Origin of the sequence: Shewanella aestuarii, assembly GCF_011765625.1 — a bacterium.
Taxonomy (GTDB): domain Bacteria; phylum Pseudomonadota; class Gammaproteobacteria; order Enterobacterales; family Shewanellaceae; genus Shewanella; species Shewanella aestuarii_A.
Genome location: NZ_CP050313.1, coordinates 293,579 through 310,987, shown reverse-complemented (window position 1 = coordinate 310,987; position 17,409 = coordinate 293,579). Strand labels below are relative to the sequence as shown.

Genomic DNA, 17,409 nt, shown 5'->3' with positions numbered 1-17,409 from the left:
AATGCTGCTTGTTGACACAACACCTGCATAGCTCAGTAATTCTTAACTGAGGACTATGCGCCGCTCTTTAAACGGCGCAAGCTACGCTGCAACCGGCTGTCTTCTTCCCTAACCGACAACATGACTTCTTCGATATAGCTCAAATGCTCATTCGAAGCTTCACGTGCAGCGTCGGGGTCCCGGCGAACAATCGCAGCCAGTAAATCTCGGCGATGATCGTTTGCCATTGTGGAAGCTTCTTCGCGTCGGCTTAGAAGCTCCAAATTTTGTGCGACATTTTTATGTAGCACAGGGGTCAAACTTAAAACTAAATGCAGTATAGCCACATTATGAGACGCTTCCGCCACTGCGCGATAAAAGCGCACAATGGCATCAGCCTGAGCCTCAATGCTTTCTGCGGCTTCAACTTCATTAATGCTATTTTTAATATTTTGCATGTCAGCATCGGTTCCCCGAAGCGCAGCAAAATAAGCCATCATGCCCTCTGTGGCATGACGGAACTCTAACAAGTCATATTGGCTTTCAGAGTCATTGTGCATTAATTCAACAATAGGATCGGCAAGGCTTTGCCAGAGTTGCTCTTTAACATAGGTACCACCGCCCTGACGGCGCATCAGTAAACCTTTTGCTTCAAGCTTTTGAATGGCTTCGCGCAGTGAAGGACGTGACACTTCAAACTGAACCGCTAATTCACGTTCAGGAGGTAATTTCTGCCCAGGCTGTAAACTGCCTTCAAGGATCATGCGCTCAAGCTGCTCCATGATCACATCAGAAATTTTTGGCTGGGTGATTTTACTATAAGCCATTTAGCGCTCTGCTCCATAAAACACTTATTGTCAATTGGTCTTACCAATTGGCGTGAGAGAGCGCACTTTAACAAATCGTGTGACCCATGTCTAGCTTATAAGGATATTGTCGACTATTTAACAGTTTAAAACGCTCAGAAAACAATCATAAACTATAACCACAGGAATGGGGTCAGACCATTTAACAAAAACCACTTTTTGTTTTAATTTTTTACTAACTAAAGGTAAAAACCCAGCTTAACTAACAACACCAAAAATAGTCAGTACCGATACAAAGGTCACTAGTAAAATAAAATTGCGTTTAGTTAACGCCAACAATGCCAATGTGGGCTGCACACTAACAGGTGCAGCGCCTGCTTCTGGTAATGATTCGGCAGCTAATGCGGTATCAGTGACCACGGTTTTTGCATGACAATGAAAATCTAACGCGCGCTTTCGCCATGCATGTAGCCCTTGTGAAAACTGGCCACTTAATACATAACCAAAACTAAACACCCGACTGGGTAGCCAATCAAATAATTTTTGCAGATGATCAATTAACGGTAAGGATAAATCTTGCTTGATGTTTAAATCGTAGTAAAAACGAATGCTGCAATAAAGCACTGCCCCAACAGGGCCAAAGCACACTAAGTACAATGCCACAGCGCCATAATAGCGATAGTTAATCCACGCCACACTTTGGCCTACTTTTACGCCTAAATCTTGCTCATCAACCGCATCAATACATTCACTGCAATCTAACTCACCGGCATAACGATAACAGGCTTGCACATCACCTCGACAAGCTGCTTGAACATACTTTTTAAACGTAAGACGCAAATCTTGATGACTAAAACACACCAAGGCCACAATCACCCACAAGCCTAAGCTGAGTAGTTCAAATAAAATACCATCAACCAACATACCCAAGGCAAATATCACAATTGACGGAATAATCACCGCAATCGCCACACCCAACTCAGTAGACAACGACGACTTATCCCAAAACTGTTTGTGATAGCCTCGCATAAGGTAATCAAACTGCCAGTTAACCGGCAGCAACTTTAACCGCTCCACCATAATGGCGACCAACAACGAAAATAAAGCCATGTGAAACCTCGATGAATGATGAGTATGATTAAATAGTATTGTTTACTAACGCTTGTTTATATCTTGCCCAATCAAAACTTTGCCCAGGATCCGTTTTACGACCGGGTGCAATATCACAATGCCCCACGATTCGGGTTGGGTTAATCATAGGATACTGCGCCATTAACTCAAATGTTAACTCGATAAGATTTTGATACTGCGCATCGGTATAAGCATGGGTATCAGTACCTTCCAATTCAATCCCAACTGAGAAGTCATTACAACCTTGGCGACCTTCAAACACTGACACACCAGCATGCCAAGCTCGGTCTAAACAACTGACATATTGGACTAATTCACCATCACGACGAATTAAAAAATGCGCAGACACCTGCAAGCCTGCTAACGGCTCAAAACTGCTATCAGCGTTAATGTCTAACTGACCTTGAAATAACGCATCAATGTGTGGCAAACCAAAACACCCCGCGGGTAAACTGATGTTATGGATCACCAGCAAACTCACTTCATTATTCGGCCGAGCATTAAAATGCGCTGACGGACACCGCCGCGCTCGAGGCAGCCATCCTTGTGTAAAGCTAGAAGGTGTTTTCATAACAATTTCTAAATACTAAAATTTAACTAAATAACCTGAGCTGCGTATAAGAGATTAGCTAATATACTGATTCATAAGATTTTTACTTGCAAGTACATTTCTAGAGAGGTATTTTTGCTTAGAACAAATTTAACGCAGTTATCAGTAAAAATAGGCTCTAGAAAGCAAGTTGTTATGCGCAGCTCAGGTTAAATAAACATCTTAAGTGAGCCAATGTAACAGCTATCTACCTAGCGTTAAACAACAAAAATGGCTTAAACGATAAAACAAAACCTGACGGGCTATAAAACAAAAAATACATCTATGATAATCTACAGTCATAAATTTTGTTCTTCACGCCTGAAGTTTAGCAAGGACTTTGCTTATGTTAGAAAATGATATCCGACACGCAGTTAAAACTGCACTGAATGAAGACTTAGGTCATAACGATCACCAAACCGTTGAACAACTCTTGCAAGCCGATATTACCGCGCAGCTCATTCCAGCAGACAAGCATGTTGAAGGCAGCCTTATCACCCGAGAAGAAGGGGTGTTTTGTGGTAAAGCTTGGGCCGAGCAAGTGTTTAATCAGCTGGGTGGCGAAGTTGCCCTGCATTGGCATGTCGACGATGGTGATTTAGTAGTGCCTAACCAAGTATTGTGTGAGTTATCCGGTCCTGCGCGCGCAATTTTAACTGGCGAGCGCACTGCGATGAACTTCATCCAAACCTTATCGGGGGTCGCAACTTTAACTAAACTTTATGTTGATAAGTTAGCTGGCACTCACACCCGCTTACTCGATACCCGCAAAACGATTCCCGGCTTACGCACCGCGCAAAAATATGCGGTAACTTGCGGAGGCGGCAAAAACCACCGCATTGGTTTATTTGATGCCTTCTTAATTAAAGAAAACCACATCATGGCTTGTGGTGGTATTGCTCAAGCAATTCAAGCTGCCCGCACCTTACATAGCGACAAACCAGTTGAAGTGGAAGTAGAATCCATTGACGAGTTAACCCAAGCCCTAGACGGTGGCAGCGATATCATTATGCTAGATAACTTTGATATCACCATGATGAGCCAAGCCGTTAAACTTAACCAACAATACAAACAACAGGGTAAAGGCGCAAAACTGGAAGTGTCGGGTAATGTCACCATAGATACCATTGCTGACTTTGCTAAAACCGGAGTCGATTACATCTCGGTTGGCGCACTCACCAAACATGTTAAAGCACTTGACCTATCGTTAAGATTAAAAGGCTAATAAAAGCGATTAACAGCCAGAGACGAGAAGAACTAAGTGACAGGTTTACTCGTTCGCAACTCGTCTCTCAACCATGCTCCCACATAACAATTGTTAAAAAAATGTACAACACAAACACCCACTTTTCATGCCAAAAAAATGACACAGAACATTTAATAGTCAACAAATAAATCTAACTGTCTACTTGTCAAAAAAAATACGCCTTTATAACCATACAAAAAAGCCAAGTATTGAAAATTTCTACATTTATTTTCATTTCAGCCCACAAAAGTATTCCATTTTAGGTAACTTTATACTAACGTTTACAGTAGGCGAGTGACCTTTCGGTCAGAATCTGTAACATTAACTTAGAAGTTTGCTCACTAGCATAAATTTTGTAACGCCGCCTTACTTGTTACAAAATTGTGTTTACTGAAATAAATACTCTAGAATGTGACAACTCAGCCGAAATGTCATGAATAAGCTGAGGTAAAATTTTACTGAACCTTTTTTTAAACCTGTTTATAAAAATAATCAGTACAAATTTTAACCTTCAACTAAAATGATAACTTAACTGACCAATTTTTCGTTTGGATTGGTTAAAAACAGCAAATAACAATTTATGTGTGCCCGTAAGGCTGTGGCAACAATGGAGCCACTGCACTGTACAATGCGATGTCACAGTTACCACTGCTAACTCGCCCACTGCAGCGCAGCATCGAGGATTGATAAGCCCACGCACATTTACGGAGAGAGAAAAAATGAAAGGTATCAATCAAATCAAAAACGCTAAGGGTTTTACCCTTATTGAATTAATGATCGTAGTTGCGATCATCGGTATTTTGGCAGCAATCGCATTGCCTGCTTATCAGGATTATACAGCAAAAGCTAAAGCATCTAATGCCCTAGCTTCTTTAGGTGGCCAAAAAATTAAAGTAGCTGAAGCATACGCCACAACATCTACACTTGGTTGTTCTAGCGATGGTGTTGCAATCCCAAACTGTTCTGGTAGTGGTGTGTTAGCCTTTACTTATGATGGAATAACCGCAACTTTAACGCCTACTGCACCCGCTTCTATTGGACAAAATATTACTTGGGGATGCGTCATATCAGGAACTGGTGCTGTGGCGATAAAAGGCTGTACGATTTAAAGTGAAACCTTTAATATTAAGCGTTAACAATGCTGTTAACGCTTAATTTTTTTATGGGATATATATGCCAAACTCCAGCCTTAATCTCGGATTATCGAGCTTATTGATCAGAAAAGGGCTACTTAGTGAAGAAGCTATATCTTCCGCGATCTCAGAATCAAGAAAATCTAAACAACCTTTTGTCACCTCTCTGATAAAATTAAAAAAAATCTCAGCTAGAGAAATTGCTGAATTATGTTATGAAGAATATGGTACCCCCTTCTAGATTTAAGTGAATTTGATATTTCATCAATTCCTGAAGATTTACTCAACAAAAAGCTCATAGAGAAACACAAATGCTTACCTCTTTTTAAACGAGGCAATCGTTTGTATATTGCGACATCAGATCCCACCAATATTGCAGCATTAGAAGACTTTCAATTTAGCCTAGGTTTACACGCTGAAGCGATTCTTGTTGAAGATGATAAACTGCATAAAGTATTAGAAAAAATTATTGAAGAAGATATTTCAGGATTGGATTTAGCAGGTGCTGACCAAGAAGCACTGGCTAATATGGAAATTTCTGAAACAGAAAGAAATGATGAGCCCACCGGTGACAGCAGTGATGATGCACCGATTGTTATTTATATTAATAAAATTTTGACCGATGCCATTCGCAAAGGGGCATCAGATTTACATTTTGAACCTTACGAAAAACGCTACCGGATCCGTTTTCGCATTGATGGCATATTACATGAAGTTTCTGAACCACCAGTCAATTTAGGCGGCAGAATATCAGCCCGATTAAAAGTAATGTCGAAGCTGGATATTGCTGAGCGCCGTGTGCCACAAGATGGTCGCATTAAAATGAAGCTGTCGCGCACCAAATCAATTGATTTTCGTGTCAGCACCTTACCCACTATATGGGGCGAAAAAATTGTAATGCGTATTTTAGACTCATCTTCAGCGCAGTTGGGCATTGAAAAGCTCGGATATGAAGATGATCAACGTAAACTTTATGAAGAAATGCTAGCCAAACCTCAAGGCATGATTCTGGTTACTGGCCCCACAGGTTCAGGTAAAACCGTCTCGCTTTACACCGGCCTAAATATATTAAACACTGAAGAACGCAATATTTCTACCGCAGAAGATCCGGTTGAAATTAACCTTGAAGGGGTTAACCAAGTTCATATTAATTTAAAAGCCGGCTTAACCTTCGCTTCTGCGCTGCGCTCATTTTTACGTCAAGACCCTGATGTGGTGATGGTTGGTGAAATCCGTGACTTAGAAACCGCTGAAATTGCCATTAAAGCAGCACAAACCGGTCACTTAGTGTTATCAACCCTGCACACCAACTCGGCCGCTGAAACCCTGACCCGTTTAATCAATATGGGGGTACCGGGTTATAACATTGCCAGTTCAGTTAATTTAATTATTGCTCAGCGTCTTGCGCGTCGTTTATGCCCGGCTTGCAAGCAACCAGAAGATATCCCAGTTGCAGAATTACAACGTTTAGGCTTTACTGAACAAGATATCCAGCGTGGCTTTACCGTTTATAAACCTTGTGGCTGCGATTTATGCTCAGGCGGTTATAAGGGGCGTGTCGGTATTTATGAAGTTATGAAAATGACCGATGAAATTGCCCGAACCATTATGGAAGGTGGTAATTCATTACAAATAGCCAGTCAAGCAAAAGAGCAAGGTATGCGAGATTTACGCCAGTCTGGATTATTAAAAGTCACCCAAGGGGTGACCAGTATTGCTGAAATAAACCGAGTAACCAGCTTTAATTAAACCATGAATAAGCGAATTAACAACCCAATTAAAATAGCTTTAACGAATTCATAAAATAAAGCAGTTAACGGAATAAATAAAAGGATTTGAACATGTCCACCGCGGCAGTAAAAAGAAAACCTAAAACAAAAAAAGAGGTAAAGCACCAACCCAAAGTGTTTACCTTTGAATGGAAAGGGGTAAACCGTGATGGTCAGAAAACCGCGGGTGAACTTCGTGGTAGCTCCATCGCTGAAATCCGCAGCACCTTAAAAGCCCAAGGGGTGACCCCGAAAAATGTCCGTAAAAAGGCGACACCACTTTTCAAGTCAGAAAAAAAAGTCACCGCGATGGACATTGCCATGTTCACTCGCCAAGTGGCTACTATGCTTGCAGCTGGGGTTCCTTTAGTGACCACCATCGAGTTATTAGGTAAAGGCCATGAAAAGGCGAAAGTACGTGAATTGCTTGGCAGTATTTTATCCGATGTGCAATCGGGTATTCCGCTATCAGATGCCTTAAGACCTCATAGGCAATATTTTGATGATTTGTATGTCGATTTAGTAGCCGCAGGTGAGCACTCTGGCTCGCTCGATGCGGTATTTGATCGTATTGCAACCTATCGAGAAAAAGCAGAAGCACTTAAATCAAAAATAAAAAAAGCCATGTTTTATCCTGCTGCTGTAGTTGTCGTAGCGATAGCCGTTACCACACTATTATTGCTGGTTGTGGTGCCACAATTTGAAAGTATTTTTAAGGGTTTTGGCGCTGAACTACCGGCCTTTACTCAATTAATTGTAAATATTTCCCGTTGGCTGCAAGCTTCTTGGTATTTTTTTGCAATTGCTATTATCGGTGGTATTTGGCTTTTTCGTCGAGCACATAGAAGCTCGCAAATGGTACGTGATAAAGTCGATGAAACCGTGTTAAAAATTCCAGCTATCGGGGATATTTTGCACAAGGCATCTATGGCACGTTTCGCTAGAACATTAGCTACCACCTTTGCCGCAGGTGTCCCGTTAATTGATGGCTTAGAGTCTGCTGCCGGTGCGTCCGGTAATGCCGTGTATAAAAAAGCCTTACTTAAAGTGCGCCAAGAGGTGATGTCGGGCATGCAGATGAATGTGGCCTTGCGCACCACAGGCTTATTCCCCGACATGCTGATTCAAATGGTAATGATAGGTGAAGAATCAGGCGGATTAGATGACATGCTTAACAAGTTAGCTAACATTTATGAAATGCAAGTCGATGATGCGGTTGATGGGCTTTCAAGCCTGATTGAACCCATAATGATGGTGGTCATCGGTAGCCTAGTAGGCGGCTTAATTGTGGGGATGTACTTACCTATCTTCCAAATGGGTAATATTGTTAGCAGCTAATATTAAAATAAAAGAATAATAATGTCCGAATTTATCTCTACCTTTACCGCCAGCATGAGCCAAAACCCTTGGCTGTTTGCTGCCGTTAGTTTTGTGTTTGCTGCCACCATTGGCAGCTTTTTAAATGTGGTAATTCATCGCTTACCTGTGATGATGAAACGTGAATGGCAAGCGGAATGTAACTTCTACTTAAACGAATATCATCCTGATATTGTCGAACAAGTGGGTGAAAAGCGCTTAAACAAACCTATAGATGTCTTTCCTGAAAAATACAATCTAGTGGTGCCCGGCTCTGCCTGCCCAAAATGTAACGCTAACATTAAACCTTGGCATAACTTACCGGTTTTAGGCTGGCTGATGCTGAAAGGCAAATGTGCCAATTGCCAAACCAGTATCTCTGCCCGCTACCCAATAATTGAGTTACTCACCGGCTTATTGGTTGCTACCTTGGCATGGCACTTAGGCCCAAGCGTGCAGTTTTTGTTTGCTGCCATATTAACCTTTTTTCTGGTGGCATTAACCGGTATCGATTTAGATGAAATGCTATTGCCCGATCAGCTCACCCTACCACTATTATGGCTAGGCTTATTAATAAACCTGCAAGGTGTGTTTATCAGCCCCACTGATGCAATCATTGGTGCCATTGCCGGGTATTTAAGTTTGTGGAGCGTGTTCTGGTTATTTAAGCTCGTCACTGGCAAAGAAGGTATGGGCTATGGCGATTTCAAGCTTCTTGCTGTATTTGGCGCTTGGTTAGGCTGGCAAATGCTGCCGTTAATTATTTTGCTATCATCATTAGTTGGCGCGGTGGTGGGGATCACCATGATCATCACTAAAAAGCTTCATGCCGGTAAACCCATTCCATTTGGCCCATACATAGCCGCAGCAGGCTGGATTGCCTTGTTATGGGGCAATGACATTATCAATTGGTATTTGGGCACACTCTGAAGGCTTGTAATCGCTAGCCCATGTGAAGGCAATAGCTCATTATAACGATGACTCCAAACCGCGTTGGCGACTTAAATTAATACAGGTGACTTATGGCTAAGTACATTGTTGGCTTAACCGGTGGCATTGGTAGCGGTAAAACCACTGTAGCCAATTTATTTGCCGAACTTGGCATTACCTTGGTTGATGCCGATATTGTCGCGCGCGAGGTTGTTGCCCTTGGTTCGAGTGGGCTTGAGCAAATAAAAGCCCACTTCGGTGATAAGATTTGTTTAGCCAGCGGTGAATTGAACCGCGCTGCGCTGCGTGAGATTATATTTTCAGATAAAAGTCAGCTTGAATGGTTAAATAATCTGTTACATCCCTTAATCAGGCAAACTATGCTGCAACAAGTACAAATTGCTGATTCTGAATATGTAATTTTAGTTGTGCCCTTGCTATTTGAGAACGGGTTAGATAGGTTAGTCAATACAACTTTAGTGGTGGATGTTTCACCTGAGTTGCAAGTATCACGGACGAGTCAACGCGATAATGTCGCACCAACCCAAGTTGAGCACATTATTAACAGCCAAATTTCCCGCGAGAAACGATTACAGCAAGCCGATGCTGTAATCAATAATCAAGGAGAATTAGCTGAGTTACAAAGTCAGGTGGCGTTATTACACGATAAATATCTAGCCCAAGCGAGCTTATACGAAACCAAGCACAATGACTGAACTCATATACGAACAACCACTAAATGAAAAAATTCGCAGTTATTTACGTTTAGAATACTTGTCGGCTCAATTACAGCAAAACCTCACTGAAGATCTTCAACATCGTTGTTTTTACCCGCTTTTCTCATTGTGTGAACTTACTGATAGATGTGATTATCGCTCCGATGTATTAAAAGATATTGATCGCAATATTATTTTGCTCTCTAAATGGCTTGAACAACCTGAGGTGCATAAAGATCAAGTTCACCACATCATTAATCGACTCATACAAGCAAAGGCGCCCTTGCAAACCCCAGACAGAATTGGTGTGCACCTTAAAAAAGAAAAATTCATCTGTGCTTTGCGACAGCGATTTGGTATGCCCGGTGCTTGTTGCAACTTCGATTTACCCCAATTACATTTTTGGTTAGCAAAATCATGGCAAGAAAGACAATTAGACATTCAATGTTGGATTGATCAATTTGAGCCCTTACTTACCCCAGTATCACTGCTATTGGAACTTATCCGCAATACCGCTGAATTTAATCAAGCTGATGCAAATGCTGGGTTTTATCAAAGTGATAGTAGCCAAGCACTGGCATTGATCCGAGTTAAAATTGATGCCAAGTACGGTTGTTATCCAACCATCAGTGGCCATCGGAATCGTTATGCGATTCATTTTGTCGATTTTGACCAACAACGCCATACAGACAAAACGATTCAATTCTTACTGGCTACTTGTAGCTAAAAAATTTACTATCCCATAAATTTTTATCATTGCTGAGTAAACAGATTATGTCATTTTCTGTAGATTGCCCTATTTGTAAAACCCCCGTTAAATGGGTTGCCGAATCCCAATTTAGACCTTTTTGTAGCGAACGCTGTAAACTCATTGATTTAGGTGATTGGGCCGACGAAAAGCACGCTATTCCGGTTAAGCCTGAATTAGACCCTGATATGTTTGATGATATCGGTTATGACGACGCCCCCTTTTTTAAAGATGAACACTAACACCAAGGTTTAAGTAAACAATGCAAAAAAGAATTCATGTTGCTGTTGGGGTGATTATTAACCAGCATCAGCAGATATTACTGGCCAAAAGGCACGGACACCTTCACCAAGGCGGTAAATGGGAGTTTCCGGGCGGTAAGGTAGAAGAGAACGAAACGGTAACTGAAGCGCTGATTAGGGAGCTTAAAGAAGAAGTTAACTTAGATGTGGTTAGCTCATCCCCTTTTATGGACATCAGCCATAATTATCCTGACAAACATGTTCGTTTAGACATTCATTTAGTGACTGATTTTAGTAATGAAGCTAAAGGAATGGAACAACAGCAAATCGAATGGGTGCCATTTAGCCAACTTGTTGATTACGACTTTCCAGAAGCCAATAAACCAATAGTCGATAAAATACTTAGTGAGCTAACCTAATCGAGTGCAAGCCGGTTATGCCCACTTTTAAGCTTAACGGATTAATTGTCGTTTTCGTCAAAATAATGGTGATCATATAGCGCCATGATTTCATCCACTTTATTACGGGATGAACCTTTTTGACTGATATTACGTTGCACAGCAATGGTTGCTAATTTAGCACCACGATATAGCTCACGGGTTAGCGGAATATCATGGTTGCTGATCAGCACCGGAATATTACGCTTATGCGCACTTTGACGAGAATAGCGCGCTAACAAAGCTTGATCATCCAAACTAAAGCCTGGGCCTGCGTAAGTGGTAAAGCTGGCGGTGGTGGATAACGGTGCATAAGGTGGATCGCAATAAATCACATCACCATCAACCGCTAAATCAAATGCAGCTTCGTAACTAATGCACTTAAAGGTAGCTTTTTGTGCTTTTTGCGAAAAATGCAAAATTTCCTGTTCAGGAAAATACGGTTTTTTATAAGATCCAAAAGGCACATTAAAACCACCGTTACGGTTATAACGGCATAAGCCGTTAAAACCGTGGCGATTTAAATACAAGAAAAACACCGAGCGCTCAAAAGGGTCGCGGCTTAAATTAAATTGTTCACGGATTTTGTAATAGGCTTCTTTTTGGTTCATTTCAGGCACAAACAAAGCCTTTACCGCATTAATATAAGCCTGTGGTTTTTGCTGCACAATCTGATAAAGGTTAATCAAATCCTGATTAATATCGCACAATAAATACTCTTCATAATCGGTATTCAAAAACACTGAGCCAGCACCCACAAAAGGTTCAACTAAACGCTGCCCTTCTGGTAAATGCTTAGATAATTCATCGACGAGTTTAAACTTGCCACCCGCCCACTTAAGAAAGGCTCTATGCTTTTTTATCATAAAGTTAGTTAATTGCCGTTAAAATCAAAGCTGATGATTGTACTCTGTTTATACTGATATATCATCGAATTTCCCGCTCAATAATGTATTCATCTAAATCTTGCCATTTTCTCACCCAAGGGGCGCTTAAACCTAATTGCTGTATTCGTTTGGCTACAGCTTGCGCTTGCTCAGTAGAGTTGAACTGACCTAGCAGCAACACAAATCGAGATTGATGTTTAGCAAGATACAAATTTTGCTCGCGGGAAAGTTTGGCAATAATCACATCGAGAGACTTTTGATTATTCACACTGGCAATTTGCAAGGTAAAACCTTGTGGCTTACCAGGTGGTATTTTAGAGGGGGCAGTTAAGTCTGCCTCTTTAAATGCTGCTGGCTGTACAGCTTGATGAATTTCAGCGATATTTATTTTATCGCTCAATAGCGTGTTTTCTATATTTGCAGAGACTTTTTGAGTCTTGATAGGCGCAAAAGTTGTGGCTGATTGAGTATCGTTTTTACTGATTTTTGTACTGGTTATAGTAACTTCGTCATGCGAGTCAATCTTAGTTATCAATATGCCACTATTTAATGGATATTGAGACGCATGAGTCTCAACTTGCTCTAACAACGGCTTTAATTGCTTTGCAGTCTCTGAAGCGCCGAAATTGGTATCTTGGCTATTTTTATTCACCACAGCGAATACTAACTTCCGCCCATGCTCAACAAGAAAGCGATTGGCTTGTTGTTTGTGTTGCAGTTGTAATACGGTGAGTTGTTTTTCTACTTGTGGTTGACTAAAAAAACTTTCCAATTGGCCGCGGTTAAACCAATAAATACTCCCAATAACCAACAAGATACCAACGCTAATCAGCATTGTTTTTACTTGCCAAGACCACTTATTAACTTCAACTTCTGGCTTTTCAAGTGCCAATGCCAGTAGATCGACAACTTCTGCAGGTGTGCCTGTTTGCTTTTCTAATTGACGATAAATGATATCTCGCGGAGTAAAGGGGGTTTGACCTGTGCGTAACAATAAACTTTGATATAAGCCATTACGCTCACTCACAGGCAAAGCTTCTATAGTGATTGGCAATAAATTATCCCGCATCGACTCCGATAACTCCGCCACTAATGTGGGGTAGTAACTTGAGTCCATCGCCATAGTAACGCTAACTTTTGCCCCTGCGCACATCATTTGCGATAGCAAAATACATTCTGCCCATAATGTTTTTGGCAGTAAATGTGCATCATCAATAATGATGTGTAATGGCTTGGTTAGAGTAGATTGAATACGTACAAAAGTCTCAATCAGAGGTACATCATCATCAAAAATGGGAGACGAAATAAGCTGAACGAGGATTTTACGGCGAATTTCACAAGGTTCAGCATGTTGCGGGCATAAAACCAGCGCAGAATTATACTCATCAAGCTCGCTTGCTAAGGCAATACTTAAAGTGGATTTTCCTGAACCTTTGACTCCACAAAGCAATAATAATTGCTCACTATAGCTAGCAATATGTTGCAGCCTTTGAATCAAGGCGTCTTGGCTGGGGAGTAATAATAATTCTGAGCTCAAAGATCTACCACACGTTATTTATGCGCGGCTGATCACCTGTTCAAGCATGGCTTCAGTTACATCACTGAAGACATCTGCTTGACCTAAAGCAGTAGGAAGAATCAATCTGATTTTTCCCCCTAGCACTTTCTTATCACGCCGCATGTGCTTTATAAAACTGTCAAAATCCATAGAATCCGGCGCATTGACGGGTAAATCAAACGCGATGAATAAATCCCGAATTCGACAAACTATTGACTCGTCGATTAAATTTAGTTGTTGTGCTGTTTGAGCAGCAAGAATTGTGCCTACGGCAACAGCGTCACCATGCAGCCACTCGCCATAGCCCATTTCAGCTTCAATCGCATGGCCAAAGGTGTGGCCTAAATTTAATAGTGCACGTACACCGCGTTCAGTTTCATCTTGAGTAACAACATCGGCTTTAATCTGACAGCACTTGGCAATGGTATATTCAAGTGCTTGGGTGTCTAAGCCTTTTAATGCTGCGACATTTTGCTCAAGCCACTCAAAAAACTCACTATCCCAAATAATGCCATACTTAATGACCTCCGCCATTCCGGCAGCAAATTCATTTGCCGGCAAGGTCGATAAACAATCGGTATCAATCACCACTGATTGAGGCTGATAAAAAGCACCAATCATGTTTTTACCTAAAAGATGATTAACCGCCGTTTTACCACCGACAGACGAGTCAACTTGTGATAACAAAGTAGTTGGCACCTGCACAAAATCAATGCCCCGTTGATAACATGCAGCAGCAAAGCCTGTCATATCACCAACCACACCGCCACCAAGTGCCACAAGAACTGAATCTCGGGCAAAGTTTTTTTCTAATAATGCAGAAAAAATGTCATCGAGATGCTGTAAGTTCTTAAACTTTTCACCATCGGGAAGAATAATATGCTCAACACACGCACAAGACACCATTGCCTGTTCCAATGTGTTTAAATACAAAGGGGCAATAGTGTCATTGGTTACGATGAGTACATTCTTGTTTGCTAGGTAGCGACTAAATAAGTCGCCATCACACATCAAATTCTGGCCTATATAAATGGGGTAACTTCTATCACCTAATTCAACCTGAATTTGTTGCATGTTTTTTTCCTAAAAACCGAGTTGCTCAATAATTTGATTGGCGACAATTTTCGCACTTTGCTCATCTGTCTTAACGATGACATCTGCAATCTCTTCATATAAAGGATTACGGATTTCAGCTAAGCTTTCGAGCACTTCACGAGGATCATCAACTTGTAGTAAAGGACGACGCTTATCACGTTGCGTACGAGCAACTTGCTTGTCGATTGTCGTCTCTAAGTAAACCACGATACCACGTGCTGAAAGGTAATTGCGGATGTCCTTACTTTGAACAGAACCACCACCCGTTGCTAATACAATTCCTTGCCTCTCTGAAAGATCGGCAATGACTTGTGCTTCACGACGACGGAAACCTTCCTCACCTTCAACATCAAATACCCAAGCGATATCAGCACCTGTACGTTGCTCTATCTCTTGATCTGAATCGTGGAAATCTAAATGCAGCATTTGAGCCAAATGACGGCCAATTGTGCTTTTACCTGCGCCCATAGGGCCTACTAGAAAAATATTACGTTTTTCAGCCATTGCGTATACGTCTGAATCTTATATTGAAGAATGCCAGATCGACGAAAGATAGCGTCGACCAACTAAATTATTACCTTGCTCTATTGAGACTTGACGCGGGATTATCTCAGTTTAGGCCTACCGCTGGCAAGTGATGGCGACAATTTATAACCATTTTATTAAATAAAGCCTGTCAAAATGCTTAAAAACAAAGGCCAGCATGGTGTTTGCTGGCCTTAATATATTTTCTAAACCTTATAATTCATCAGATATGATTTTGGGTGTAACAAATATCAATAGCTCTTGGCGCTCATTACTATCAGTACTATTACGGAACAAGAATCCAACTAATGGAATATCCCCCAAGACTGGCACTTTGCTCACTCGGCTTATCAAGTTTTGCTGGTAGATTCCGCCTAAAACGATGGTTTCACCATCATTAACCAATACCTGAGTACCAATGCGTTGGGTATCAATCGATACAGCCTGACCAAGAGGGGTATCAACCGTCTGACCTTGTGAATCTTGGGTTATCTCTAAATCCAAAATCACACGATTATCAGGGGTAATTTGTGGCGTTACCCGCAGCGATAATACTGCCTTTTTAAACTGTACAGTTGCTGCACCACTTGATGCTGACTCAACATAAGGTATCTCGATACCTTGTTCGATGTATGCTGCCTTTTGATTTGAAGTCGTGATCCGTGGACTTGCAATAATTTCACCTTTATTTTCTTGCTCAAGTGCACTTAACTCTAAATCAAGCACAGTACCATCGGCTAATTTGGCTACATGGAAAGCAATACTCGTTGGGTTTGAAACCGCTGCAGGTAAATTCACATTTAGGCGGTCATCCATACTTGGAATTAATCCACCAGCAATACCTTCCGCTCCTTCAAGCGAGCCTGATGTACCTTTAGTACCTTGCTGATCAGTTACCCCCCAGCGTATACCTAAATCTTCTGACACATTATCTTTCACTGTCACCATGCGTGATTCAATCAGTACTTGTTTGATTGGAATATCAAGCACTTCAATTAAACGATGAACGCTTTCTAAAATTTCAGCCGTGTCTTTCACTAATAGTGTATTGGTACGCTCATCAACCGCCACTGTGCCACGAGATGAAAGTAAACTTGAATCACTACCTTTGAGCAACTCGGCAATATCAACTGCCTTGGCATAATTAATCTGCAAAAACTCTGAATAAAGCGGCGCAAGCTCTTTCACTTCTTGCTTGTTCTTTAAATCATTACTTTCACGGATTGCTAATTCTTCACTTGGGGCAACCATTAAAATATTGCCTTCAATACGCTTATCTAACCCTTTGGTTTGCAGGATTAAATCTAACGCTTGGTCCCATGGCACATCATCTAAGCGTAAAGTAATATTACCTTCAACAGTATCACTGGTCACCAAATTGAAATTGTTATAATCAGCAATAATCTGCAATACCGTACGCACTGAGATATTTTGGAAGTTTAATGATAATGAACGGCCATTGTATTTCTTAGCTTCTTTGGCAACAGAGACTCGCTCAACTTTGTCGATATTAACCTTAAATACATTACCATCTTGCTGATAGTTGTATTCATAGTTGCCTTTTACATCGACTAAAATGCGCGATGTTAAGTCTTCTTTGAATGTTTCAAAACTACTGACTGGCGTAGCAAAATCTTGCACGTCCATTACATATAGTAAATCGTCACCCATGTTGGTGTTATATAATTTAATTTCTAATTTTGCGCCAATCTGTTCAACATTGGCAGCGACAGAACGATTGCTAAGATTGAATAATAGCTCGCCTCCACCTTTGCTATTACGCTTAAAGTCGATGCTATTAACTGTATTAACAAAAGGATTATCTGCACTTGAGGGCCCTGAAGTTGCATCATTAATAGTTAATCTGTAACGATTACCTTCAATTTTACCTTGGTAAGGTTTTACACTTTCTAGCGCCACAATAATTGACAAATTGTCTGCTTGTTGTTGCGCCGTTAAGTGCTTAACCCCTACATTGTCAATTGGTAGCCGATCTTTTGGTAAATTAGAAATGCTGTCATCAAAATTTAAAATTATTTCAGCTGGGTCAGCAGATAAATCAACTTCTGGTGAAGTAATATCTGATTCAAAAACCAACTCTAATTCTAATTGATGATCGACAACTGTATGGTATTTGACATCTAATAGACGATTTGCAGCTACAGCACTAGGCAGCGCACATATTAATAATGCAGCCCCAAAAAAGGCTTTAAAAGTTGATGAACTCGTCATTGATGCTTTCATCGCGGCAGAAGATTTCAT

At 41.1% G+C, this 17,409-nt stretch carries 16 protein-coding genes and 1 pseudogene; 9 read left to right on the top strand and 8 right to left on the bottom strand.

Annotated elements, in window-relative coordinates:
- Positions 1-53: 53 nt before the first annotated feature.
- The 3 genes from pdhR to ampD form a co-directional block, all read right to left on the bottom strand.
- The gene (pdhR, locus tag HBH39_RS01565; RefSeq protein WP_167674974.1) at positions 54-806 is read right to left on the bottom strand and encodes a pyruvate dehydrogenase complex transcriptional repressor PdhR; all 753 of its coding nucleotides are present in this window, start codon (positions 804-806) and stop codon (positions 54-56) included.
- Positions 807-1,043: 237 nt separating this feature from the next.
- Positions 1,044-1,895 (bottom strand): beta-lactamase regulator AmpE, encoded by an 852-nt coding sequence (gene ampE, locus HBH39_RS01560; RefSeq protein ID WP_167674972.1) that lies wholly within the window; start codon positions 1,893-1,895, stop codon positions 1,044-1,046.
- A 28-nt stretch (positions 1,896-1,923) separates the two neighbouring features.
- Entirely contained in the window at positions 1,924-2,487 is a 564-nt protein-coding gene (ampD, locus tag HBH39_RS01555) for a 1,6-anhydro-N-acetylmuramyl-L-alanine amidase AmpD (protein WP_167674970.1), read from the bottom strand.
- A 364-nt stretch (positions 2,488-2,851) separates the two neighbouring features.
- Between ampD and nadC the strand changes: the two genes are divergently transcribed.
- The 9 genes and pseudogenes from nadC to mutT all read left to right on the top strand — a co-directional run bounded on the left by nadC (position 2,852) and on the right by mutT (position 11,064).
- A complete protein-coding gene (nadC, locus tag HBH39_RS01550) occupies positions 2,852-3,730 on the top strand; it encodes a carboxylating nicotinate-nucleotide diphosphorylase (protein ID WP_167674968.1) in 879 nt (292 codons plus the stop codon).
- A gap of 740 nt (positions 3,731-4,470) precedes the next feature.
- Complete coding sequence (locus HBH39_RS19925) at positions 4,471-4,860, top strand: pilin (RefSeq protein WP_167674966.1); 390 nt, start codon at positions 4,471-4,473, stop codon at positions 4,858-4,860.
- Between the two features lie 64 nt (positions 4,861-4,924).
- Positions 4,925-6,633 (top strand): annotated as a pseudogene (pilB, locus tag HBH39_RS01540) (type IV-A pilus assembly ATPase PilB).
- Positions 6,634-6,725: 92 nt separating this feature from the next.
- Positions 6,726-7,991, top strand: coding sequence for a type II secretion system F family protein (locus tag HBH39_RS01535; protein WP_167674964.1), 1,266 nt, complete (start codon positions 6,726-6,728; stop codon positions 7,989-7,991).
- A gap of 21 nt (positions 7,992-8,012) precedes the next feature.
- A complete protein-coding gene (locus HBH39_RS01530) occupies positions 8,013-8,939 on the top strand; it encodes a prepilin peptidase (protein WP_167674962.1) in 927 nt (308 codons plus the stop codon).
- Positions 8,940-9,031: 92 nt separating this feature from the next.
- Entirely contained in the window at positions 9,032-9,655 is a 624-nt protein-coding gene (gene coaE, locus HBH39_RS01525) for a dephospho-CoA kinase (RefSeq protein WP_167674960.1), read from the top strand.
- On the top strand, positions 9,648-10,382 hold the full coding sequence (gene zapD, locus HBH39_RS01520; protein ID WP_167674958.1) for a cell division protein ZapD: 735 nt from the start codon (positions 9,648-9,650) through the stop codon (positions 10,380-10,382). The genes coaE and zapD overlap by 8 nt, the downstream gene beginning before the upstream one ends.
- 47 nt (positions 10,383-10,429) lie before the next feature.
- Positions 10,430-10,645 (top strand): DNA gyrase inhibitor YacG, encoded by a 216-nt coding sequence (gene yacG, locus HBH39_RS01515; RefSeq protein ID WP_167674957.1) that lies wholly within the window; start codon positions 10,430-10,432, stop codon positions 10,643-10,645.
- 20 nt (positions 10,646-10,665) lie between these two features.
- Positions 10,666-11,064 (top strand): 8-oxo-dGTP diphosphatase MutT, encoded by a 399-nt coding sequence (gene mutT, locus HBH39_RS01510; protein ID WP_167674954.1) that lies wholly within the window; start codon positions 10,666-10,668, stop codon positions 11,062-11,064.
- A gap of 41 nt (positions 11,065-11,105) precedes the next feature.
- Here mutT and HBH39_RS01505 read toward each other — a convergent pair whose 3' ends face one another.
- The 5 genes from HBH39_RS01505 to HBH39_RS01485 all read right to left on the bottom strand — a co-directional run bounded on the left by HBH39_RS01505 (position 11,106) and on the right by HBH39_RS01485 (position 17,409).
- On the bottom strand, positions 11,106-11,948 hold the full coding sequence (locus HBH39_RS01505; RefSeq protein ID WP_167674952.1) for a Dam family site-specific DNA-(adenine-N6)-methyltransferase: 843 nt from the start codon (positions 11,946-11,948) through the stop codon (positions 11,106-11,108).
- 61 nt (positions 11,949-12,009) lie between these two features.
- Complete coding sequence (locus tag HBH39_RS01500; protein WP_167674950.1) at positions 12,010-13,506, bottom strand: AAA family ATPase; 1,497 nt, start codon at positions 13,504-13,506, stop codon at positions 12,010-12,012.
- 18 nt (positions 13,507-13,524) lie between these two features.
- Positions 13,525-14,601, bottom strand: a complete 1,077-nt coding sequence (gene aroB / locus HBH39_RS01495) for a 3-dehydroquinate synthase (protein ID WP_167674948.1) — start codon at positions 14,599-14,601, stop codon at positions 13,525-13,527.
- 9 nt (positions 14,602-14,610) lie between these two features.
- On the bottom strand, positions 14,611-15,126 hold the full coding sequence (aroK, locus tag HBH39_RS01490; protein ID WP_167674946.1) for a shikimate kinase AroK: 516 nt from the start codon (positions 15,124-15,126) through the stop codon (positions 14,611-14,613).
- A 234-nt stretch (positions 15,127-15,360) separates the two neighbouring features.
- Positions 15,361-17,409, bottom strand: coding sequence for a type IV pilus secretin PilQ (locus HBH39_RS01485; RefSeq protein WP_167674944.1), 2,049 nt, complete (start codon positions 17,407-17,409; stop codon positions 15,361-15,363).